Origin of the sequence: Neptunomonas sp. (assembly GCF_016744175.1) — a bacterium.
In the GTDB taxonomy this organism is placed as follows: domain Bacteria; phylum Pseudomonadota; class Gammaproteobacteria; order Pseudomonadales; family Balneatricaceae; genus Neptunomonas.
The window spans coordinates 127935-150305 of record NZ_JADGEV010000003.1 but is presented as its reverse complement, the minus strand read 5'-3'; the positions used below and the strand labels follow the sequence as shown (position 1 = coordinate 150305).

Below are 22371 nucleotides of genomic sequence, written 5' to 3'. Positions count from 1 at the left end.
TAAACAGCGGATTCATAGCTGTACTCCTTTTAAGCACGTTAAGAATGAATTCTATTCTTTGTGTAAAAGATTGCCGACAGAAGTACAAACGTTTGTTTTCGCAGATATTAATAACGAGCGATGCATTGAAGAAGCGATGGAGCACTTACCCCTTCGTCTTGTAAGTGAGAAAACCGAGTATGATCAAGATAATGCAACAAAAAAATAAGTGAGACACTAATGCGATTAAGTACAGTCTGCCATGCGTTATGCTTATCCACACAAACCCACTGGCTAACGAATTCTTATCATCACTATTCTCATGATAGTATTTCATATAACACTACCCCTACTTAAGTGCGATCATATAGTCCTTAAAAAAATCAATAAAAGCAGTAACTTGCAAAGGAGAATATTGCCGAGTCGGATAAACCACCTGCAAACCTACTTCGTCATGATCGGTTACCTGAAAGCCTTTAACACTGCTATCCAGCAAGCTCACTAATGCACCTCGCTCGATATCGTTTTTTATGTCCCACCAGGATTTTAAAGCAATGCCGGCACCAGCAAGAGCCCATTCACGGATAACACCACCATCATTGCTCATCTGCGCTGGGTGTACTTTTATCAAGTAATTTTCTTCTGACTGAGTAAAGCGCCATTCATTTAACGGCTCACCTAAACGCTCCATCACTAAACAACGATGTTGCAACAGTTCCTCAGGAGTCTGCGGTGTACCATAGCGACGCAAATATTCAGGAGCGGCGCACAGTACGCGATGATTTTCAGTTAATTGTCGAACAACCAGATTACTGTCAGGTAAATTGCCAAAGCGAACGCCCAGGTCGAAGCCTTGATTTACTAAATTAACAATACCGTCTGATAAATATAAGTAAGGCTGCACCTCCTTATGCTCTTCTACAAATGCGGCTAGTGCAGGGGCTACATACTGGCGACCAAAATCAGACGGTGCAGTCACTCTTAGCGCCCCACAAAAGCTGCCTTTCCCCTGCTGAAGAAGTACCTCTAATGTCTCCATTTCAGCTAGCACACGTAAACTCGCTTCATAGAAATACTGCCCTGCGGAGGTTAACGCAATACTTCGTGTAGTGCGGTGAAGCAAACGGGCTCCATAGCGATCTTCCAAGGCTTTAATGCGTGCCGTCATGCTCGCAGCGGATATCCCTAACTGCCTACCGGCAACCGCTAAGCCGCCTTCTTTTACAACTCTAACAAAGAGCGCCATGTCATCAGTTTTATTCATATTATTCATTTTTTCTAAACAATGTTTTAAGAAACTAACCAATTATCAAAATAAACACCAACACTTATAGTTCACCTAAACCTTAAAACACAATGAATAGGAGGCCTGTAATGAGACATGACCATATATTGCTACGCGTCCAAGACCTGTACCAAATGATTAATTTTTTCACTGAAACACTGAAACTTGAAGAAGGCTCTCGCCCTGCATTTCCATTTCCGGGAGCTTGGCTATACAGCGAGAATCAGCCATTAATTCACCTGGCTCTTAACGATGAAGGGCTTGATAGCTCGGCACATAAAGCACAAGAGCAATACCTAGGAAAACGCAGCGCTTCATCACAACAAGGAATCGTCGACCATATTGCTTTTCAGGGAGACGATTACACCTCTTTAATTTTACGCCTAAAAAATAACGCTACCGCTTACTTTGAGCGCAGCGTTCCCGTCTCTGGTGAGCATCAAGTTTTTGTTATAGGACCAGAAGGATTACTTCTTGAGATCCTTTTCAATCAAGACAAATCAGCGATCAAAACGCCTTTTACTAAACCTTCTCACTAACACCCAGCACTTTATTAGGGGATAACATGAAAACCAGCGCTTTATTTACATCACATAAAATTGGCTCTATTAGTATTACTAACCGAGTACTAATGGCCCCCATGACACGCTCACGAACAGCTCAACCCGGTGATATTCCAACAGAGCTAATGGCTGATTACTATGCTCAACGCGCCAGTGCGGGCTTAATTATTAGTGAAGCCACGCAAATATCGGCACAAGGTAAGGGATACTCTTTTACTCCAGGAATTTATACAAAAGAACAGATTTTTGGCTGGCAAAAAGTTACCCGTAAGGTCCATGCAGCTCAGGGTAAAATTTTCTCACAGCTCTGGCATGTCGGAAGAATGTCACATGCGGTATTTCATGAAGATGGTCTCCCTGTCGCTCCTTCTGCCATTGCTCCTGATGCACAAGTTTGGATTGTGGGGGAAGATGGCGAAGGCAGAATGCTTGATTGCCCAACACCTAGAGAACTTAAGCATGCAGAAATCAAATCTATTGTGGAGGATTACCAGCAAGCTGCAAAAAACGCGATGTTAGCAGGGTTTGATGGGATAGAAATTCACGGTGGTAACGGTTATCTGATCGATCAGTTTTTACGACGCAGCTCCAACCATAGAGATGATGAATTTGGCGGCAGTATTGATAATCGTATTCGCTTTGCCATGGATGTAATTGAGGCCGTGTGCACTGCTATCGGCGCTGATAAAGTTGGTATTCGCTTAGCACCTTTTATTACTCAGCGCGGAATGCAAGATGAAGAAACGACAGATGCCATTCTCGCCGTTGCCAGACAACTAAAGCAGCTCGGTGTTGCCTATATTCATTTATCTGAAGCCGACTGGGATGATGCGCCGGTTGTTCCTGACCGGTTTCGCCACGATTTACGAGCAGCCTTTGATGGCACAATCATCGTAGCAGGAAACTACACTGCTGAATCTGGCGCTAAGCTAATAGAAAAAGGGCTAGCAGACGGCATTGCTTTCGGGCGAAAGTTTATTGCCAACCCAGATTTGCCCGAACGTTTTGCAAACCATTGGCCATTAGATGATATATCTGGCGCAAGCACACTGTTTGGTGGTGATGAGAAGGGCTATACCGACTATACAAATTATACGGCGGCAAATATGTAACACATTAAAAGTAAACGCCGCGACTTGATAGATATCAAAGGGGAAAAGGGAGCTTTCCTCTACTATAAAATATCGATTAAGGAGCCCCTAATGACCTCTTTCACCCTGCCTAACCTAGTGCCATCTCGGCTGCTAAAAACCTTACCAACACCAAATTTTGCTAAAATCATTCAATTTAGCGAACCGAAGCTACCTTTTATCTTTAGGAAAAAAGTAGCAGAACAACTTTTAAATTATTTATTCAAAGAACAACTTCAGGATGATGAGTTCTATTTTCTCGAAGGGCAAGAACTAGGATTAGAAGTAAGAGATTTAGGCATTCAGGTTGCTTTTACCTGCCAAGATGAGGAGCTTATCGTATTGCCAGCTCAGCAACCTGACGCATGGATTAGAGGGGATGCTGTCGACTTCATTGAAATGGCGTCTCAAGAAGTTGATCCTGATACTTTATTCTTTCAACGAAAATTAGTCATCGAGGGTAATACTGAGCTTGGGTTAGCCATTAAAAACCTAATGGATAGCGTTGATTGGAGTGAGATGCCGACATTGTTCCAACGTAGCATTCAATTTGCACAGCGCGCCACGAAGTAACACTAACAGGAATAAGCACTTGTTATATTTCTACTTATTCCTGCTACCTTAACTACATCACTTGGCCAAGGCCTACCTGAACAGGGCTAATCTACCCACTTCATACCAGGCTCGCCATACCAATAACCATTACACTGTGACTTATTCAACAAAGGAATACTCGTTGATGAAGGCTCAAGTAGACGCTCGGCAAAACGCTTAACAACGTTAGTCATGCCTTCACGCTGAGGACTAAGACGCACTAAGTCCACACCAATCTCTCGCATCCGTTGTAACTCATTCTCGAGATTATAGTGCTCTCCCGATAATGTCTGAACTCCATTGATAACGAAAAGATTATCATCTTCCTGTGACTTCATAGAAATACCATCAGGATATTCTATACAACAGAAATTACAGTTATCTTTAGGTAGATTCTTGTATCGTGCGGTAAAACAACGTGCCGCATACGCCAGAGGCAAGCAACCATAAGCAAATACTTCTGTTTCCAGCTCAGAAAATCCACCATCATCATTGGCTTGTTGCAACAAATCATCCAGGGTTTGCGCTCCGAGCTCAACGGGCATAACCCAGCGACGCATACCACTGCTATATAGTTGTTTTAAAACAGCTAAATTATAAACATTAATAGAAGGGCCTGTTACGAAAGGGATACCTTGCTGGCTTAATAACTGCACTGCAGCCATGTCATTAGCTTCTACCATCAGATCACCATTGTTACAGATCCGCCGTAGCATTTTCAGTTCTGATTCAGCCTCAAGTAAAGCCAATGTTGAAAGCACTACTTTTTTACCGCACTTCGTTAGATCCTGCGCCACCTCTAACCAATCAGACAGCTTTAACTCACGCCTTTTAGAACAAACCGTTTCACCCAAATAGATAGTATCAAGTGATAGTTCTGCCATTTCAGCATAAAAATTAAATACATCTTGTTTCGGCCAAAAATATAACATTGGCCCCAATGAAAGTTTCATTTCTTTGTCTACTTGTTGGCGTTCTTGTTTATTAACAAGCTGATTCATCATGCTATCCCCGTTACTGCCAGCTGCGGTGATAAGCACCGATGGTCGTTGTTGAGCCCTCAGAGAGTTCCAGCAGGCCTTCATTCCACTCAGGATTAATATCAAAGCGATCAGGATTACGAGCAGCCGTATCAAGAGCTTCTCGCCAAATGCGCACAACCTTAGCAACATACGCGGGGCTTCTCTGACGTCCCTCAATTTTTAATGCTTTAATGCCCATACGTTTTAGTTCAGGAATCAAATTCAAAGTGTTTAAACTAGTAGGCTCTTCCATCGCGTGATAAATCGAACCTTCCACCTCAAAGCGCCCTTTACATAATGTTGGATATCCTGCTTTTTCATCTGTTTTGTAGCGATCAATGAGAACATCATTTAAACGGGATTCAAGACCGGATGCAGTCTCCTGCCATCGCACGGCTTTTGCCGGGGAACACGCGCCACAAGTATTAGGAGATTCATCTGTGATATACGAAGAAAGGTAACAACGTCCCTCAACCATGATGCAAAGGCTGCCGAAGGCAAAGACTTCCAATTCAACCGGACTGTGCAGCGCCAAATGTTCAACTTGAGCTAATGACAACACGCGCGGTAATACGGCACGTTTAATGCCAAACTGCTGTTGGTAATAAGCCAGCGCTTCATAATTAGTCGCCGAACCTTGAACAGAGAGATGCAAATTAAGAGCAGAATGCGTATCTGATGCGTAGCCTAGCACACCCATATCGGCTGCTATTAAAGCATCAACTCCCATATCAGCGGCAAGATCAACAGCTCCCTGCCATGCTTTCCAACCAGAAGGCTGTGGGTAGGTATTTACAGCACACAATACTTTCACACCATGATTGCGGGCGTAATCTATGCCCTTCTCAGCCTTACGTCGGTCAAAATTAAGACCTGCAAAATGGCGAGCATTGGTCGCATCTTTAAAGCCAAAGTAAACAGCACTAGCACCGTTATCAACCGCTGCTTTTAAGGCAGGATAACTTCCCGCAGGACAAACCAACTCCACGATCGCACCTCCAACATGTTTCAGAGACGCTAGCCTAACAACGGCAACGAGGGATGTACTTGATAGTCATCAAGCAAAAAAACAGATGAAGTCGTGCTTCATCAGATTTATATATTCAGTCTTTTTGATGTACAGAAGTCAGGTATTCCATAGATTGCATTTCAACTAGACGGCTATACGTACGCTTAAATTCAAAGCTAAGTGACCCGCCGCTATAGAGGTATTCCAATGGAACATCGGCTGATAAATACAAATTTACTCGACGATCATAAAGCTCATCGACCAAACTAATAAAACGTCTGGCGGGATCATCTTGGCGGGCATAAGAAAGCTTTCGTTCACCCGTTTCGGTTGTCTCAAAACTCCCATCTTCAGTACCACGTGCTTTAATCCAGCCACGACACTCTCCTCCTAAGAGGGGAATACCACTTACCAAAATACTACTAAAACGACTGGCTAGCTCTATGTAGTCAAGCGGTGAACGGGGGCCATTACAGAGTGCATCAAAGTTGAACCATACAACATGGGAACTTAACTCAATAACATCAATCGGTCTCTTGCATACCAGCAATGCAGGTGTAGATGGAATATCTTCCTGAAAATTTTCTTGAATAGTCGTTGATGCGACAGTTTGCTCCGTAGGCGGTTCGGTCAATTCCTGGAACAAGATTTTAAATTGAGTCTCTGATGATAAAAAATAGGTCTGTTGATGCTGCAAGTGACGAAGCCGATGGTCTTCATCTCCATTTAAGTGAATCTCTTCAGTTTGCTGTAGTAACAACTGAATCGCAGGCTCAAACCGTTGCCGTTGCAAACCATTCCAGTACAAGCGTTCGATAGGAATATTTGATGTAGCAACTAGAATTAATCCATTTTCAAAAAGAGCCGTAAACAACCGTCCCAGAATCATTGCATCACCGATATCTGAAACGAAAAACTCATCGAAGCATAGCACCTTGCATTCTTTCGCTAGGCGCTTGGCAATCAATTTTAAAGGGTCTGCATGTCCAGATTCAGTATTCAGTTCTTTATGTATACGTGCCATAAACCGGTGAAAATGCAAACGTAATTTACGCTCATCAGGCAAACTTTCATAAAACAGATCCATCAGAAAAGTCTTACCGCGACCCACATCTCCCCAAAGGTACAACCCCTTAATTGGCTCTTTAGTCGCTAAGCTAAGTTTTCCTTTCCAAGGCTGCTTTGGCTGTTGCAACTGAACATAAAGATGATCTAACTGCTCAACTGCATGCTGTTGCGCTGTATCAACGACAAAGCCTTGCTGCTCGAGTTGTTTATAGTAGCGTTCGAGGGGTGCTAGCATCTGGAGTGGTGTCCGTTTATCAGAGACCGCTATGGTAATAGAATTCAAAAAGAAAAGAAGCCTGCCAGCACTATTGACAGGCTTTAATAAAACACTACTTAGGGGCAACCTCATAACCAAACAGTGCTTTGGTTTCGAGGAACTCTTCTAATCCGTAAGCGCCCCACTCACGACCAATACCCGACTGCTTGTAACCACCAAAAGGAGCTTTAGCATCCGCCGTTGCGCCATTGATATGTACCATTCCTGTACGTAAGCGAGCGGCAACGGAGCGAGCTCTATCTACATCTGCAGACCAAACACTACCTGACAAGCCATATGGCGAGTCGTTGGCAATAGCAATGGCTTCAGCCTCATCTTGATAAGCAATGATACTCAAAACCGGCCCAAATACCTCTTCACGAGCAATGGTCATATTATTAGTTACATGAGCAAAAATGGTTGGTTTCACATAATAACCACGCTCCAAACCTTCTGGCTTTCCTGGGCCTCCACATACTAGCTGCGCACCCTCAGAAACACCTTTACCGATCAATTCTTGTATTTTTCTCCACTGAACATCACTGACAACAGGGCCAATGGTTGTCGTACTATCGTTTGGATCGCCAGCAATAATAGATTCTCCAGTGCGACGAGCAATCTCAATAGTTTCATCCATCTTATTCGCTGGAACTAGCATACGTGTTAAGGCATTGCAGGATTGTCCGCTGTTACTCATAACGCTTTTAACACCACGGCTAACGGCTTTATCCAAATCAGCATCATCTAAAATAATATTGGCTGACTTGCCGCCTAGCTCTAACGATACTCGCTTCACTGTTTCAGCTGCGGCTTTAGATACCAAGGTACCTGCTCGTGTTGAACCCGTAAAAGAGACCATATCGACATCAGCATGATGAGTGAGGGCTGTTCCTACACCGACACCATCACCATCGACCAAATTAAAGACGCCTGCAGGAACTCCAGCTTCATGCATAATGTCAGCAAAAATATGGGCAGAAAGTGGTGCAACTTCACTTGGCTTTAATACCATGGTGCAGCCGGTTGCTAAAGCAGGTGCGACTTTACAAGCGATCTGGTTTAGCGGCCAGTTCCATGGTGTGATTAAAGCGCATACACCAATGGGTTCTTTCACTACATTCGTTGTGCCAACCATTTCACTAAATTGATATTCTTTAAGCACTTTTAAGGCCACAAAGAAATGCCCTAACCCAGCAGCCACTTGCGCTTTTCGTGCTAATTGGTCAGGTGCGCCCATCTCGCTGGTAATTGCTTCTGCCAATGCTTCACTGTGCTTTTTATACACCGCGATAATACTTTCTAATAGCGCAATGCGCTCTTCTCGACTGCTTTGGCTGTAGTCTGGAAAGGCTTTTTGTGCAGCAGCAACCGCAACGTCAACATCCACTTTATTGCCAAGTCGAATATTGGCAATAGCTTCTTCTGTTGCTGGATTAATAACCGATAACGTCGCTTGTCCCTGTGGTTCAAGCCATTGACCATCTATGTAAAATTTCTGTAAATCACGCATACAAAAGCCTGTCCTTCTTAATACTCAGCCATTAGGAAGTACAGGTTTACCACTACTGGAGGCGGGTTTCAATCATGATATTAGTATCGGCATACTCAGCGACACCCTTTCCCAAACGCACTTACAACACAAACCTCCCTTTCGTGATCATTAATCATCTCATAGCCCATATTAATTTATTTTTCTTCATATTCATTAATCCATGCCAGTACTACATCTAGCAATCCCTCAGTCTGCAGTAACGATTGATTTAAACCTGGTTGAATGTCTAACACACTCATCCCCCGCTTTTGTGCTTGCCTAACAACTTTTGCAACATGCAACCGGCAAGACAGTAACGTAACTGTATCCGCACACTCGGGTGCGTTCTGATATAAAACGGCATTCGTAAACGCACTATCGAACTCCCAAAGAGCCAATAAATATGCACCAATAACATTTTCTTCATCAAAACGAACAAGACCACTATCCGGTTCTTTCTGAATGACGGACATGCCTGCCATTAACATACCAACATTATGTAGCAGCCCAAGCACGAACGAGTTATCTAATTCCGCCTTCGAGCACCCACATATTTTGCTCAATTCACGAGATATTTTTGCTACTTCCATAGCCTCAACAAAAAGCTGCTCACACAAGTGCTCATTAATGTGTTCGCTTTGTTTAAAAATACCAACACAAAGCACAACATTCTTAATTAGCTCAGTACCTAACCTTACAACAACACCCTGAGCGCTTGTGGCATGATTCAAAAATCCCATAAAAGCCGAATTAGCCAATTGCATTAGCTTTGCCAGAATAGATGGGTCTTGGCTTATAATCCGTGCAATTTCTTTGGTTTCAATATCATCACGTTTTAAATATTCAACGAGTTCTTGATAAACCTTAGGCAATACGGGGAAGTGTTCTATTGCGCCAATTTGATGTCGAATAGAATGAGAAACGGGAAGTAAGCGCAAACAATGAGCACGATGCAACACATCAATTATTGTGTCAAATTGAAAAGGCTTGGCAAGCAAAATATGCGCTACATCTGCAACTTCAAATGCCACTTCAGGAGAGGTATCACCGGTTAACAGAACCCTCACTGCTTCAGGCGACTTTTGTCCTACTGCATGTAAAAAAACTGCACCATCCATTTCAGGCATTCGTTTATCGCTAACGACGACCCACGGTTCAAACGTCGGTAACAGCTGCAACGCTGTCGAAGGAGAATTGCAATACTCAACTTGCCAATCACTACAATGTAAGCTCATTCCTCGTTTAAATGCGTTGAGCATACTAAGTTCATCATCGACAAACAAAACTCTTGGTTTATCCATCGCTGTGCCGCTCCATTCATTGGGATGGTGACTTAATTTTCGTCAACAAACCCTCCCCTTATATTTAAGGCTCCTTATTCAAAGAAAGTCTATATTTGCATTTAAATCAACTTTTCATTATTCAATTCAGAAATAACAATAGTCTGCTAACGAGTAATATCTTCGTTCATTCACGCATAACCCAACACATTAAGCGTCTCGGTTAAGTATGTTCAAATACTGTAGAAGCGGACATATTTTATTGTTAAGAAAAACGAAGGAGTGGTATTAAAAATTCAATTGCTGTTTATTGCAGCGTTGTTCAAATGACGCTCTACTGGTGTAGGCGAGATAAAGTTAAGAAATAACTGCCTACCAAAAACCATCAATTAAGAGTTCTGTGATTTCTTCAATTGTTTAAGGTTGTAGTCTATTTTATAGATCAGCATGTCCCGATCCACAGGCTTGCGCATCACTTCATGGACACCTAGCTTCATTGCTTCATGAGCGTTTTCTTTATCTCCTGCTGTCGCCAAAACCAATATTCTTACATTATGCAGCTTAGGATCATTGATTATTGTATTGATCACATACAACGGGCTCATGTCTGGCAACCTCAAATCAAGCATAATAATATCGGGTTTCCACGTTCGTAATAACTCAATGGCATGTGTCGCACTACCTGATACCTGAGCACTATAACCTGCAGAAGTGAGGGTATCTTTAATATTATCACGGGTAGATGAGTCATCTTCGATAAGCAATATGTTGCTTTCAATAACAGGAGCAGGCTGTGGGTTTTCTAATTTATGTTTCTTCAATTTGGCAATGTCAGCAACATCTTTTACTGCATCATGAAGTTGCTGTTGTGTTTGTTTCTGATGATCAGAAACATCTTTAATCAGTGTTTTTTCTGCATGCTTATCGATTAACGATCCAATATCATTTTGTTGTCCCGGATGCAGTGCTCCTTCTTCAAATATACTCTCTTTCATTTTTTCCATAGAAAAAGAAACAATGGTTAGCAGTTTTTCGTAACTATCTTGATTCAATTCATCTAATACATCTTGGCAGTTAACCACTTGGTCGAAGTAATTACACAAATCATCCAAACTGAACGACTGGATATCGGCAGGATCTCGATTATCACGAACGCGGCGAATAAATCTTAGGCGAAGTAAAATATGGTAAGGGTCATACAAAGGCCGAACGATAAAGTAGTCATCGAACACATCTTTATTGCAAATTGAAAAAGCATCTTTTAGCTCGTCTCTGCTGCAAAAAACAACCTTTCTATACAAAATATTCGCGATAGTTTGTTTAGCGCTCAGTAAATGCAGGAAGCAAACTTCATTAGCCTGCAAGGTTTTAAGGCCCATTAAAAGCACGTCAATATTTTTATCGACGATAATTTTTAATGCTTCCTCTTCACTTTTAGCTATATAAAATTGTGGAAAATGACGTTTTATCAGATTACATATTGTTCTGACTTCCTCAACGTCTTCAGTGACCAGTAGAACTGAAAACCGGTCTGAGCTCCCCATAATGACTCCTGATATTCCTGATGCGTCCTAATATAACTCAAGCACATAAATGTCACTTCGAACGACTATAGAGTGCGAATAATCTTAACTCTAGCCTAAAACTATCAAATGACATACTTCTGTATTCAACTCTTTTTTATACTTCAGGCAAGCACTTACACTTTTACTTTAGAAACTACTCGAATATTTATAACATTGATTTTTAGCTAACATATCTCATTATCAAGCTAAAAGCTTATCGTTATATCAATATTAGCTAAATTATACTTTCCCCGAAAAGAATGATTACCTAGCTCAAGACTCTGCTCGTAACTTGTATGATTTTCGATAGCGACTAGGAGATAAGCCAAGCCGCTGCTTAAACAGTCTCAGTAGCGAACTTTGGCTACTATAGCCAACTCGTTCAACTACCTGCTCAATACTTAAACTGGTGGTCTCTAAAAGTAACTTTGTATATTCAAGTCGAAGATGTTGGAAATAATCAGATATGCTCATACCATTGGCTTTTTTAAAACGCCGTGACAATGTTCTCACACTGACTGAGTGCAATCCTGCTAGGCGCTCTACATCTAATGGCAACGCAATCTCTTGTTGTAGCCGGCTTTCCACGGCTAGCACCAAACTATCTTGATGATCCGACTGGTTTTGCATAAAGAAGTATGGCGATGCGAAAGTTTGGCCTGCATCAATCAACATAGTCCGAGCACAACTTTGAGCAAGCTGCCGCCCTACTTGTTGCTCAACAATTTGTAACATCACTCCCAAGTTTGCTGTCATTGAACCCGTGGTAAAAGTATTCGCATTTTTTACTAGCAACTGGTCTCCACGTAACTTAACTGAGGGATAGCGTTTACTAAACAGCTCAGTTAGCCACCACGCCGTTGTTGCTTCATTTCCAGCAAGCACACCTGTTTGAGCTAGTACAAAAACACCGCTGCAGTTCGCGGTAATGGTGACACCCTTTTCTGCTTGCCTTTTTAACCAAGCACACTCTTTATCCAGCGTGTTTAGCTTATGGAGCAAGGTATCTACATCATAATGATGAATACCGGGGACAATAATTAAATCGGCATCTCCCACTTCATCAAGAGTGGCATCTGTCATAACGCGCATACCGTTAGAGCAGGTAATAGGTTCCCCTGAAACTGAGACCAAACGACACTCATAAAGGTCCGACTCGCCGCACTGTTGCTTCCATAATGTATTGATGACATTGAATACATCAAACGGAGAGGTAACCCCAGAGGCTTGGCACCCATCAAAGCCTAATCCGATTATTTTGTACATATTGTCCGACCTTGCACGTTTTATGACTAGTTTATGACTGATTTTTAATGATATTACAGGATAAACTAATAAACTCATCCAATAGAATAACGTCAGTGGAGACAAAACATGAAAGATTTATCCATCAGCCGATACCCTGTACCGAGTTTGGATAGCTTACCTGATGATATTCGGGAACGTATCTTGGCAGTACAAGAAAAAGCACGCTTTATCCCCAATGTATTCCTGACACTGGCACATCGCCCGGCTGAGTTCAGAGCTTTTTTTGCCTATCATGATGCGATTATGGAAAGGGAAGGCAGTACGTTAAGCCCTGCTGAAAAAGAGATGATTATTGTCGCAACCAGCGCAGCTAATGGCTGCCAATACTGTGTTGTTGCGCACGGTGCTTTATTACGAGTATTTGCGAAAGAGCCTTTATTAGCGGATCAGATAGCCGTTAACTATTTGCATGCACCCATTAGTGAGCGCCAAAAAGCTATGCTGTCGTTTTCTCTCAAGCTATCTCGTACCCCTGAGTTAATACAAGATGCTGATTATGAAGCACTGAAGGCACAGGGATATGACGATGAAGATATTCTAGATATCACCGGGATTACTGCATTTTTCGGATTATCAAATAGAATGGCAATTGTTACAAATATGCAGGCAAATACTGAATTTTACACAATGGCACGTGAACCTAGAGCATAATCGTTTGTTGGCGAATCCTGATATAGCTCAGGATTCGCAAGTCTATCTTATACTGTGCGTTCAAGTATTTTATCGCAGATATAACCACCGATAGGTATCGCTGATGTAGCCGCAGGCGAAGGCGCATTACAAACATGCAAACTACGTGGGCTTTCTGCAAATAAGAAGTCATGCACCAATGAGCCATCTTTCATGACAGCCTGAGCACGAATACCTGCAGGATACGGCTGTAGATCGGCCACTTCCAATGTCGGGCAGTATTTTTGAACCAGCTTAAGATAACCCGGCTTCCAAAGAGAGTTTTTAGTTTCAACAATACCTGTTTTGATATGGCTTTTCAGCACACGCCAAAAACCGACAAAAGTTACCATATCCCAAATATCGCGCAGGCTAACATTAATACGCCCATAGCCTTCACGCTTCCAACCCTGAACGGCGTTAGGCCCAACAGTCACGCTGCCATCAATCATTCGCGTTAAATGAACGCCTAAAAATGGAAGGTCTGGATCAGGAATAGGATAAATAAGATGATTAACGATCTTATTGTGTTTCGCCGGCAGTTGGTAATACTCACCTCTAAAGGGAATAATTTGAAAATCTGTAGGGATACCCAACATTTTTGTAGTTCGATCGGCCATTAATCCAGAGCAAGTGATCAGGAATTTACCTTTAAAGGTCACTTTCTCATCATTATGGATCGCCTCAACACTAATCTCATCAGCGCTTTCATTCAGCCCCACAACTTTATGGTTCAAACGAGCATCGCCTCCCATCTCGATAAAACGTTCGGCCATCTTGGTGGTGACTTGCTGATAGTTTACTATAGCAGTGTCTTTTACCAGCATACCGCCAACGCCTACTATGTTGGGCTCACGAATTTTTAGTTGTTCGGCATCGAGTAACTCAACAGCAATATCATTTTTCTGACAACGCTCGAACAATGCATTCATACGCTCTAGTTCTAATGCATTTGTAGCAACTAATAACTTGCCACACTGATCATAAGGAACGTCATTTTTCTGGCAAAACTCCATCGTAGCAGCAACACCCGCTTTACAAAATTTTGCTTTAAGACTGCCCGGCGCATAATACACACCTGCATGAATAACACCGCTGTTATGACCCGTCTGATGCTTGGAATATACTGATTCTTTTTCCAGTAGTAACACTTTTTTATCTGGGAAACGCTGCTGCATTTGCCATGCGGTAGACATACCAACAATGCCGCCACCGATAATAATATAATCGTATGTCATCACAATTATCCTGCCACTACTGAAGTTATTTTCTTAAAAAAAGACGGGCTAACATATGCTAGCCCGCCAAAGTATACCAGTGCCTATGTCACACGGTACTTACGAAACGCTTTACTTACAAAATTCGGTTCTTAAAGCACTACCCTCCACATAGGCAGCGCCTTATAAGCGAAAGCAGGCTCTCGCTTAATTAACAATAATTATCGGGTAAAATGACCACGCTGGCGAAGCAACTCACGACTTAACTGAGGATGTGCAGTAAATTTATCACGGCCGTGCAACCAGCAATGGTTTTGCGCTACTAACATCGAACCAACCGGCAAAGGTACCGCAATGTAATTAGGATCGGCTTCAATAGACTCGCCCATTTGATAGAGATACAAACCTTCAGACATATTCTGCGGTTCAACAAACTGGTCAATGAACGACATATGAGGCTTGCCGTTTTTATCTTCTTCGAAGAAGATCGGATGAGTGACTTTAGACTCTACATTTTTGGATTTTGGAGCCCCCCAAACAAGGTCTTTTTTAGCCAATGGATGATTGTAGAACTTATTCAAATCCGCCCAATCATCCAAATGAAGTAGCAAAGACTCTCCACCTTCCATATGCGCTTCACCCAGCTTTTGCATCAGCACAAAATCAGTACGCTCATTGACATAAGTGCCATCGGTATGCAGTTCCATGCGACGATGAGCCTGGCGCAAGTAACTATCTGAGTTATCTTCATTAAGTACAGTAAAGCGAGCGTAGTACTTACCATACATTGAGTCATGATTTGGCATGCCGATAAGATGGGAGATAGCAGTAGATAGCTTAATTTCAAACTCTGTACGAAGCTCACCGGCCTCAATGTTAGGCTCACCATCATATTGCAGCAAAAAAGCGGCCGTATCACGGTTCTGCATTATCGCATTCAGACAACGACCCAACGTATTTTCAGTTAGTTCATCCAATCGGTCTGCTGTGGCATATCGAAGAAAAGGCTTATATTCCAACGCCTGTACAGGCCATTGCGCCATTACATCTGCAAAGCCTTGGATAACGTCACTGCTTAACGTAACAACTTGCAGACGCTGACTAGCTGCATGCGGCTCAACCGTAAAACCTACTGGTACCAATGGGGATTCAACTGCACGCAATAGAGCTGTCATCTGCTTTTCTCCAAACTTAATATTATTTTATGCTACAACCTACGACTTAACGTCGACGAATTACAATAATGTCGACATTTTAATATTTCGTCAACAATTATTTATATCATCCTGCTTAACTATTACTAAGTCTTCACTTAAAATATGCCTGCTACTCTGTGAATTCAGTCGCTTAGGTGCCAATGAATCATTACCGAGATAGCAGACAAAAACAGGCTAGCCCTCAAGGAGACGCAATACATTATGCAAGACGTAGCCAACAGCACCGCTGACAGCAAGGACAACTTTGCGTCTCAAGTAATGGGGCGACTGAAGCAAGATATTTTGACGGGCTATTTCAAACCGGGTGAAAAGCTACGCATGGCACGATTAAAAGAGCGCTATCAAGTAGGTATAAGCCCCTTGCGTGAAGCGCTCTCTCAACTTTTGATAGAGCAACTTGTTATTGTCGAAAACCAGCGTGGTTTTCGGGTACACCCTATATCAAAAGAAGAGATGCTAGATATCTATGAAACTCGCGCTTACATCGAAGCACTCTGTATCAATCTAGCGATAGAACGAGGCGATGATGAGTGGGAAGCAGGTATTTTAGCAGCGGCCCATAAAATGCGAAAATTCAGTACGCTACTAGAAAAAGAACCGCACGAGTGGGAACGTCGCCATCAAGCATTTCACTCGGCCATTGCTGAAGGCTGCCAATCCCCCACTTTATTACACGTACGTAGATCTCTCTACGAAAAAGCCTCTCGTTACCGTAACCTCTGGCTAAAGAAAAATATGCTAGACAGTAAGATTTTTGATGCGAACCAAAAAGAACACGATAACTTGATCGAAGCGTTACTCAATCATGATGCGGGTAAAGCAAGAGAACTTATTAGAGAACATCTATTAAGCCCAAGCCGTACTCTGCTTACAACGGAGGGCTTCGAATAACGCTTAAGCCCCTTAATAAATACCAACATCAAGGCCTGCCGCCATGGTCATGCCTAGCTCTTCACACTGCTCTAAAAATGATACTTGCCAGTCTCCGCGGCACACTAAAGGTGCTTGAATCCAGTTCCAACGCAAACCCGTGCAGATAGTTTCGACAGCCCGGCAAGTACCTGTACCATCATTTCCTGCCCGCACATATAGCGCACATGGCAAGCCCTGCTTTACCTCTAAGCAAGGGTAATAACAGCGATCAAAAAAATCTTTTAAAGCACCACTCATATAACCTAGGTTTTCTGTCGTACCTAAAATAATAGCATCACACGCTAAAACATCTTCAGGCGTGGTTTCCAGTGGTGGAATCCAGCGAGTTTGTACCTGCTCAATATCTGGATGCTGCGCACCTTTTAAAACGGCCTCCACCATTAAGCGAGTATTGTCAGAGGGAGCATGTGCAACGATTAATAGTGTTTTCATGTTTCTTTAGCTTCGTTAAAGAAGCCTCTTTGCTCAAATAACCGTATTCACCCTAGCATATACTGATTTCTGGGCTGATAACACACTCGAAAAACACGTTATGTTTTACCATTTTTAATGACACTGTAGCCTGACGCATACCTCACTGCGATACCTCGTTGCTGCTTTCTAACGTCAACTGGATGAAGTCTCTAACCCCTGGTAAAGCACTGCGATTTTTCTGCCAAACAACATGTTCTAATACATGCTCAGACGCCTCAGTAACCGCCACTGTACAGAGACGATCATCGGGTCGAATGTCTTGCTCTAACGCAAAACCGATACCCAAACCATAAGCAACAGCCTCACACATATCAAGACGACCATCGACCATGACATTAGCGTTTACATTTATGTTAGAGCGATAAAAGAGATCATTTAGTAACTGTTGAGTACAGGCTTCAGGCTTATAAAAAATTAGCGGCTCACCTCTTAATTGCATCACATTAATACTTTTTTGTACCGCATAAGGATGACTAGATTTCAAAACAGCCACCAAACGATGAGATGAATAAGCTAATCTTGAAAGCCCTGCCTCCAATTCAACAGAAGGGAAAAGGCCAATATCGACTTCACGGTTAAGTACCATCTGTTTGCATAGCAACGTAGTCACAGAGGTTATTTTCAAGGTGATATCTGGGAAGCGCTGATGAAATTGTGCAATTAAAGGCATGAAGACTAAGGGTGATGATGTAGCCACTCGTAGTGTCATATTGCCCGGTGTCATTTCAGGATTAGCCAGTGCCTCTATCGCTCCTTGTAAATCACTGTACTGACACGTTATTTGATACAGACGTTTACCCAGTTCAGTCGGCCTCAAGCCACGGCTGAAACGCTCTAACAATGGTGCTTCGAAGCGCGATTCTAGCTTGCGAATTTGCGCTGTAATAGCCGGCTGGCTAACGGACAGCTGTTGTGCTGCCCGCGTGAAATTCCCGCATTTGATCGCTGCATTGTAAGCACGAACTTCTGCTAATGAATAATCCATAGAAGTGCCTTAGCAGCGTAACTCTTCAGTGTGAAACCGTATTGAAGCCTCTGTTATGTGTCCCCTTATAGGCCCTTTTATTAAAGGCTCCTGCTGAACAGCAAAAATTTCTGTAGACTCTGGCAAGTGCTCAACCCGCGGCTGCGACGGCTCCAAAAGTGGAATTGAAGCGATTAGCTTTTGAGTATACGGCTGCTGAGGTTTAAGAAATATCTGCCTAACCGTACCCTCCTCAACCATCCCACCATCTTTCATCACACACACCCAATCACATAAGTTAGCAATCACGCTAAGGTCGTGTGAGATAAACAAAATAGTGAGACCTAGCTCAGCTCTTAACTCTTTTAATAGAGCAAGGATTTCGGCCTGAATAGAAACATCCAATGCCGCTACTGATTCGTCAGCCACAATAAATTTTGGCCTGCATACCAACGCTCGAGCAATACTAATCCGCTGTCTTTGTCCACCTGAGAAGGCATGCGGAAAACGCCGTAAATGCTCAACGTCAATATGGCAGCGTTTAGCCATGTCTATTACACGCTGGTCGGTTTCTTCTCTACTGGAGGTTAACTTCATAGCTTCCAACGGCTCTGCGATAATATCCCGAATCGTCATTCTTGGATTCAGCGAACTATGAGGGTCTTGGAACACCATCTGTGCTGTTTTGGATAAACGTTTACGCTTAAGGCGTTTACTTGCGCCAAAATGCACTTTCTTTTTAGTGCCGTGATATTTAACACTTCCCTCACTAATAGGCGCAGCTCCCAAGAGTGCTTTACCTAAAGAGGTCTTACCCGAACCACTCTCACCTACCAAACCAATAATTTGCCCTTCAGGCAGATCCAACGAGATGTTTTTTACCGCTGTGAACATCTCTTGTTTACGGCTGTTTCCTGCCACTGGATAGCTTACCGACAGGTCATTAATACTAAGGAGCGCCTGCGGTTTCTCCTTTGGCGCTTCAGGTAAGTTATCCAAATTCGGTAAAGCAGCTAACAAGCGCTGGGTGTAATGATGCCCAGGACGATACAGCACCTGGTCTGCATTGCCCGCCTCGACCACTTGGCCTTTACGCATCACTGTTACGTTATCGGCAATCTTGGAAATAACGCCCAGATCATGCGTAATAAACAGCATTGCCATGCCCATCTGCTCGCGCAGCTCTAACATTAACTCCAACACTTGCGCCTGAATCGTTACATCCAAAGCAGTGGTTGGCTCATCTGCGATCAGTAACTTAGGCTTTGTTGATAACGCCATAGCAATCATGGCGCGCTGTCGCATCCCCCCTGATAACTCAAACACGTACTGATCGAAGCGTCGGGCAGGATCAACAATACCAACGCGATCAAACAAGGCTATTCCTTCTCGACGAGCTTGTTCACGGCTGTAACCCAAATGAATCTGCATGGTTTCTACGATCTGTTCACCGAGACGAATCGCTGGTGCAAAGCTGGCCATCGGCTCTTGGAATATCATTGAAACCATATCACCTCGCACTTTGCGTAAGTCGCGGCCGCGCAGCTTTAGAATATCGATATCATTGTTGTCGTGACGAAGCCGCAACTGGCTCTTAGGCTGAATAATGGCATTACCCGGCAGTAGCTGCATGATACTTTTCGCGGTGATCGACTTACCAGAACCGCTTTCACCTACAAGCCCCATCACCTCACCCGGGCGAATATTAAGGCTAATATTATCAACGGCATGAACTAAACCTTCATCGGTATTGAAGTCGATACTTAGATCGCGAATTTCAAGCAGGTTAGTGTGCATGCTTTTATTAATCATCATTTACTTCTTCTCCGAATAAGGGTCAGCAGCATCGCGCAGAGCGTCGCCAACAAAAACAAACGCCATAATTAACACCACAAAAACAAGTACCGGAAAGAACTGCCAAATCATGTTTTGCTGGATATCTGGGTCCTGAGCTTTTTGCAGTAAAACACCCAAGCTATTAACCGGTTCAGTTAAGCCTAACCCCAAGAAGCTAAGGCTGGTTTCTGCCAAGATAACGTAAGGAAAGTTGATCAAGGTATCGACGATGATATAACTCGTGAAACTGGGTATTAGATGACGCCAGATGATCCTCCAGCTGCTGGAACCACATAGCTGCGCCGCTAATACATAGTCCTGATTACGCTCAGTTAGAATATGAGTGCGCAAACGCCGCCCTAACGTGGCAAAATCTAGCGCCCCGATAACCACAGCAATCGCAAAGTAACGCTGTACAGAGGTAAGATCCATACTTGATAAGGCAACTGCACACGCTAAGTAAACAGGGATCGATGGGATAACACGAACCGCTTCAGTGAAGCTCATCAGCACCGCATCAACTCGTCCGCCAAAATAGCCACTTACGCCACCTATCAGTAAGGATGTAAACAACTTAACGATCAAAGCAACCACGGCAATACTCACCGTTACCCACACCGCATGTAGGGTACGGCTAAATACATCTTTGCCATCTTCATCCGTGCCCATTAGATGAATATCGCCCTGTTCAACACCAAACAAGTGTCGATCCCATCGAAGATCCAAATCTAGACCCGCCATACTGAAATCAATCAGGCTGTATTCCCAACCTTTAATAAAGAACTGCACGTAACGTCGTTTATCCCTGTCCACGTTATATTTGTTCTGTGAGGAGGAGCTCAGCGCACCACTGGAAGTAAGTGCATCGAGTGCATCCAAACCACCACTAGCTGCCAGTGCTTGAAAATCAATTTTGGGTTTACTTTTGCTATATGTATAAGTAAATGGACGTAAAGAAACACCCTGCGCATCCCAAAAGAAAAAAGCCTGCGGTGCTCCTCGTCGGTACTCCGCATCTGCTCCACGAATGGTCGGGTCTACCGGAGAGAAAAACGGTGCAAAGAAACCCATCAAAACGATAGATACCAATATCCAACCCGCGACGACTCCGCTTGCCTTGCGCGTAAAACGTGCTTTAATCAGCGCTAACTGGCCCGCGGTATAATAAGACTCATCTTGCGATGTTTTAGCTTTTTGCCCAAAGCGGGCCAATACACTGCTCATCATAATCTATCCAAGTACACTCTTACGGACTCGCGGATCGATCGCCGCCAGAACAATATCAGTAATAAAATTCATTGAGATAACAACCAGAGCCACCAAAAAGAGAATCGCTGCGGCCATCTCCTGATCATTCGTCATGGCCAATGCTTCAATCAATAATGCTGCTGAGTCAGTAAGGCCGATAACTACCGCTACGATGGGTAGATCATTAAACACCCGCTGAAAATCGAAGCCGATACTGTTAAACAACGGGCTAATTGAATGACGCACCGGGTAACCCGCCCATAAGCTCATACCATGCACACCACGAGCACGGGCAGCATCAACATAAAGCTTATTAGATTCATCGACGACTAAAGCGCGCACCGTTTGTAATTGAAGTGCGGTTGCAGCCCAGCCAATAACAAAAATGGGCAGCCAGATATGGCTCAGAAAATCAGTTAACTTAGCGTACTGAAAACCACTCTCAGCAAACCAAGGCTCATTACTCCATTGATCAGAGAACAAACCAGTAGGTACAGGCTCACCTGCAAATACGTAAAGTAAAATAATACTCAACGCTAATAAAAAATTAGGTAATGCCAGCCCCAGATAGCTGATAACGCGTAGCTTAAGATCTAACAACTTGTTAAAGCTCAAACCAAGAGAGTTAATCAGGCGTTGCTTTTGGCTATGCTGCGGGTTCGTATCTAACCACGGTTTATTGATCATATAAGCCGAGAGAATGCCAAAAGGGACTGCAATCAAATAAGCAAAAACTAAACCGGCAATACAAAACCCAAAGCTCATCCAGAAGCGATCGCCCAGCGCTATATTTACTGACTGGCGCTTGGCACAACTAAAACCTAGATCACCTCTTAATGTTAAATCCGTAATCCAACTGCTCCAGCGAACCACTAATGAGCGGTCCAAACCCATACGTGATCTTTCAGCAGCAATATCGGCTTGTGTGATAATTTCGCCCTGAGTGTTTTTGTAAGCAATGTACTTTTCAGCACAATCACCGGGTAAGACTTCCATCAATGAAAAAACAATGCCGCTCACGATCAGTAGTGTCATTAACGCCAGCAGGTAACGGTTAAGCACATAATGAAAGTACTGGCTGCTACGGCTACGCCAAAACAAAAATCCAGCCACACTGAGTAGAACCCACAACAACCAAGTGTTGGTAAAAAAATCGGCAACCACAACCGGACTCCATAAACATAACTTGTTAACCCTATGCCACTTATAACCTTGGTCTGTAT

21 protein-coding genes are annotated in these 22371 nt (G+C 43.3%); 6 read left to right on the top strand and 15 right to left on the bottom strand.

The window, feature by feature from the left end:
* On the top strand, positions 1–208 hold a 208-nt coding region (locus QZZ55_RS02430; RefSeq protein WP_293264939.1), incomplete at its 5' end, for a hypothetical protein.
* Between the two features lie 120 nt (positions 209–328).
* On the opposite strand, the gene QZZ55_RS02425 is transcribed toward QZZ55_RS02430, so the two are convergent.
* A complete protein-coding gene (locus QZZ55_RS02425; RefSeq protein ID WP_293264937.1) occupies positions 329–1243 on the bottom strand; it encodes a LysR family transcriptional regulator in 915 nt (304 codons plus the stop codon).
* A 110-nt stretch (positions 1244–1353) separates the two neighbouring features.
* Here QZZ55_RS02425 and QZZ55_RS02420 point away from each other — a divergent pair, with 110 nt between their 5' ends.
* From QZZ55_RS02420 to QZZ55_RS02410, 3 genes are all read left to right on the top strand, one after another.
* Positions 1354–1803: a hypothetical protein gene (locus QZZ55_RS02420; protein ID WP_293264935.1), complete on the top strand. Its 450-nt coding sequence runs from the start codon at positions 1354–1356 to the stop codon at positions 1801–1803.
* A gap of 26 nt (positions 1804–1829) precedes the next feature.
* Positions 1830–2939: an alkene reductase gene (locus tag QZZ55_RS02415; RefSeq protein ID WP_293264933.1), complete on the top strand. Its 1110-nt coding sequence runs from the start codon at positions 1830–1832 to the stop codon at positions 2937–2939.
* Between the two features lie 90 nt (positions 2940–3029).
* Complete coding sequence (locus tag QZZ55_RS02410) at positions 3030–3530, top strand: SCP2 sterol-binding domain-containing protein (RefSeq protein ID WP_293264931.1); 501 nt, start codon at positions 3030–3032, stop codon at positions 3528–3530.
* 86 nt (positions 3531–3616) lie between these two features.
* On the opposite strand, the gene QZZ55_RS02405 is transcribed toward QZZ55_RS02410, so the two are convergent.
* The 7 genes from QZZ55_RS02405 to QZZ55_RS02375 all read right to left on the bottom strand — a co-directional run bounded on the left by QZZ55_RS02405 (position 3617) and on the right by QZZ55_RS02375 (position 12548).
* A complete protein-coding gene (locus QZZ55_RS02405) occupies positions 3617–4555 on the bottom strand; it encodes a U32 family peptidase (RefSeq protein WP_293264929.1) in 939 nt (312 codons plus the stop codon).
* A 10-nt stretch (positions 4556–4565) separates the two neighbouring features.
* Positions 4566–5561: a peptidase U32 family protein gene (locus QZZ55_RS02400; protein ID WP_293264927.1), complete on the bottom strand. Its 996-nt coding sequence runs from the start codon at positions 5559–5561 to the stop codon at positions 4566–4568.
* A gap of 115 nt (positions 5562–5676) precedes the next feature.
* A complete protein-coding gene (gene zapE / locus QZZ55_RS02395; protein ID WP_293264926.1) occupies positions 5677–6885 on the bottom strand; it encodes a cell division protein ZapE in 1209 nt (402 codons plus the stop codon).
* Positions 6886–6979: 94 nt separating this feature from the next.
* Positions 6980–8416: an aldehyde dehydrogenase family protein gene (locus QZZ55_RS02390; RefSeq protein WP_293264925.1), complete on the bottom strand. Its 1437-nt coding sequence runs from the start codon at positions 8414–8416 to the stop codon at positions 6980–6982.
* Positions 8417–8592: 176 nt separating this feature from the next.
* On the bottom strand, positions 8593–9738 hold the full coding sequence (locus QZZ55_RS02385; RefSeq protein WP_293264924.1) for an HDOD domain-containing protein: 1146 nt from the start codon (positions 9736–9738) through the stop codon (positions 8593–8595).
* 368 nt (positions 9739–10106) lie between these two features.
* Positions 10107–11261 (bottom strand): response regulator, encoded by a 1155-nt coding sequence (locus tag QZZ55_RS02380; protein WP_293264922.1) that lies wholly within the window; start codon positions 11259–11261, stop codon positions 10107–10109.
* A 294-nt stretch (positions 11262–11555) separates the two neighbouring features.
* Complete coding sequence (locus QZZ55_RS02375) at positions 11556–12548, bottom strand: helix-turn-helix domain-containing protein (RefSeq protein ID WP_293264920.1); 993 nt, start codon at positions 12546–12548, stop codon at positions 11556–11558.
* Positions 12549–12656: 108 nt separating this feature from the next.
* On the opposite strand from QZZ55_RS02375, the gene QZZ55_RS02370 reads away from it, so the two are divergent.
* Positions 12657–13241 (top strand): peroxidase-related enzyme, encoded by a 585-nt coding sequence (locus tag QZZ55_RS02370; protein WP_293264918.1) that lies wholly within the window; start codon positions 12657–12659, stop codon positions 13239–13241.
* A gap of 47 nt (positions 13242–13288) precedes the next feature.
* Here the strand turns inward: QZZ55_RS02370 and lhgO are convergent, their stop codons facing one another.
* Together lhgO and glaH are read right to left on the bottom strand one after the other, a co-directional pair.
* Positions 13289–14497 (bottom strand): L-2-hydroxyglutarate oxidase, encoded by a 1209-nt coding sequence (gene lhgO / locus QZZ55_RS02365; protein ID WP_293264916.1) that lies wholly within the window; start codon positions 14495–14497, stop codon positions 13289–13291.
* 200 nt (positions 14498–14697) lie between these two features.
* Entirely contained in the window at positions 14698–15651 is a 954-nt protein-coding gene (glaH, locus tag QZZ55_RS02360) for a glutarate dioxygenase GlaH (RefSeq protein ID WP_293264914.1), read from the bottom strand.
* Positions 15652–15894: 243 nt separating this feature from the next.
* Here glaH and csiR point away from each other — a divergent pair, with 243 nt between their 5' ends.
* A complete protein-coding gene (gene csiR, locus QZZ55_RS02355) occupies positions 15895–16584 on the top strand; it encodes a DNA-binding transcriptional regulator CsiR (RefSeq protein WP_293264912.1) in 690 nt (229 codons plus the stop codon).
* A 12-nt stretch (positions 16585–16596) separates the two neighbouring features.
* Here the strand turns inward: csiR and QZZ55_RS02350 are convergent, their stop codons facing one another.
* The 5 genes from QZZ55_RS02350 to QZZ55_RS02330 all read right to left on the bottom strand — a co-directional run bounded on the left by QZZ55_RS02350 (position 16597) and on the right by QZZ55_RS02330 (position 22312).
* A complete protein-coding gene (locus tag QZZ55_RS02350; protein WP_293264910.1) occupies positions 16597–17058 on the bottom strand; it encodes an NAD(P)H-dependent oxidoreductase in 462 nt (153 codons plus the stop codon).
* A gap of 142 nt (positions 17059–17200) precedes the next feature.
* Positions 17201–18085 (bottom strand): LysR family transcriptional regulator, encoded by an 885-nt coding sequence (locus tag QZZ55_RS02345; protein WP_293264908.1) that lies wholly within the window; start codon positions 18083–18085, stop codon positions 17201–17203.
* 9 nt (positions 18086–18094) lie between these two features.
* Positions 18095–19879, bottom strand: a complete 1785-nt coding sequence (locus QZZ55_RS02340) for an ABC transporter ATP-binding protein (protein ID WP_293264906.1) — start codon at positions 19877–19879, stop codon at positions 18095–18097.
* Complete coding sequence (locus QZZ55_RS02335; RefSeq protein WP_293264905.1) at positions 19880–21127, bottom strand: ABC transporter permease; 1248 nt, start codon at positions 21125–21127, stop codon at positions 19880–19882.
* Positions 21128–21130: 3 nt separating this feature from the next.
* On the bottom strand, positions 21131–22312 hold the full coding sequence (locus QZZ55_RS02330) for an ABC transporter permease (protein ID WP_293264903.1): 1182 nt from the start codon (positions 22310–22312) through the stop codon (positions 21131–21133).
* Positions 22313–22371 lie beyond the last annotated feature (59 nt).

What these genes read in the sequence shown, in the direction of transcription:
- lhgO (WP_293264916.1), bottom strand. Translation starts at nt 14,497, where the DNA reads ATGACATACGATTATATTATTATCGGTGGCGGCATTGTTGGTATGTCT.
- QZZ55_RS02380 (WP_293264922.1), bottom strand. Translation starts at nt 11,261, where the DNA reads ATGGGGAGCTCAGACCGGTTTTCAGTTCTACTGGTCACTGAAGACGTT.
- QZZ55_RS02375 (WP_293264920.1), bottom strand. Translation starts at nt 12,548, where the DNA reads ATGTACAAAATAATCGGATTAGGCTTTGATGGGTGCCAAGCCTCTGGG.
- QZZ55_RS02345 (WP_293264908.1), bottom strand. Translation starts at nt 18,085, where the DNA reads ATGGATTATTCATTAGCAGAAGTTCGTGCTTACAATGCAGCGATCAAA.
- QZZ55_RS02385 (WP_293264924.1), bottom strand. Translation starts at nt 9,738, where the DNA reads ATGGATAAACCAAGAGTTTTGTTTGTCGATGATGAACTTAGTATGCTC.
- QZZ55_RS02410 (WP_293264931.1), top strand. Translation starts at nt 3,030, where the DNA reads ATGACCTCTTTCACCCTGCCTAACCTAGTGCCATCTCGGCTGCTAAAA.
- QZZ55_RS02350 (WP_293264910.1), bottom strand. Translation starts at nt 17,058, where the DNA reads ATGAAAACACTATTAATCGTTGCACATGCTCCCTCTGACAATACTCGC.
- QZZ55_RS02405 (WP_293264929.1), bottom strand. Translation starts at nt 4,555, where the DNA reads ATGATGAATCAGCTTGTTAATAAACAAGAACGCCAACAAGTAGACAAA.
- QZZ55_RS02370 (WP_293264918.1), top strand. Translation starts at nt 12,657, where the DNA reads ATGAAAGATTTATCCATCAGCCGATACCCTGTACCGAGTTTGGATAGC.
- zapE (WP_293264926.1), bottom strand. Translation starts at nt 6,885, where the DNA reads ATGCTAGCACCCCTCGAACGCTACTATAAACAACTCGAGCAGCAAGGC.
- QZZ55_RS02335 (WP_293264905.1), bottom strand. Translation starts at nt 21,127, where the DNA reads ATGATGAGCAGTGTATTGGCCCGCTTTGGGCAAAAAGCTAAAACATCG.
- QZZ55_RS02390 (WP_293264925.1), bottom strand. Translation starts at nt 8,416, where the DNA reads ATGCGTGATTTACAGAAATTTTACATAGATGGTCAATGGCTTGAACCA.
- glaH (WP_293264914.1), bottom strand. Translation starts at nt 15,651, where the DNA reads ATGACAGCTCTATTGCGTGCAGTTGAATCCCCATTGGTACCAGTAGGT.
- csiR (WP_293264912.1), top strand. Translation starts at nt 15,895, where the DNA reads ATGCAAGACGTAGCCAACAGCACCGCTGACAGCAAGGACAACTTTGCG.
- QZZ55_RS02420 (WP_293264935.1), top strand. Translation starts at nt 1,354, where the DNA reads ATGAGACATGACCATATATTGCTACGCGTCCAAGACCTGTACCAAATG.
- QZZ55_RS02415 (WP_293264933.1), top strand. Translation starts at nt 1,830, where the DNA reads ATGAAAACCAGCGCTTTATTTACATCACATAAAATTGGCTCTATTAGT.
- QZZ55_RS02340 (WP_293264906.1), bottom strand. Translation starts at nt 19,879, where the DNA reads ATGATGATTAATAAAAGCATGCACACTAACCTGCTTGAAATTCGCGAT.
- QZZ55_RS02425 (WP_293264937.1), bottom strand. Translation starts at nt 1,243, where the DNA reads ATGAATAAAACTGATGACATGGCGCTCTTTGTTAGAGTTGTAAAAGAA.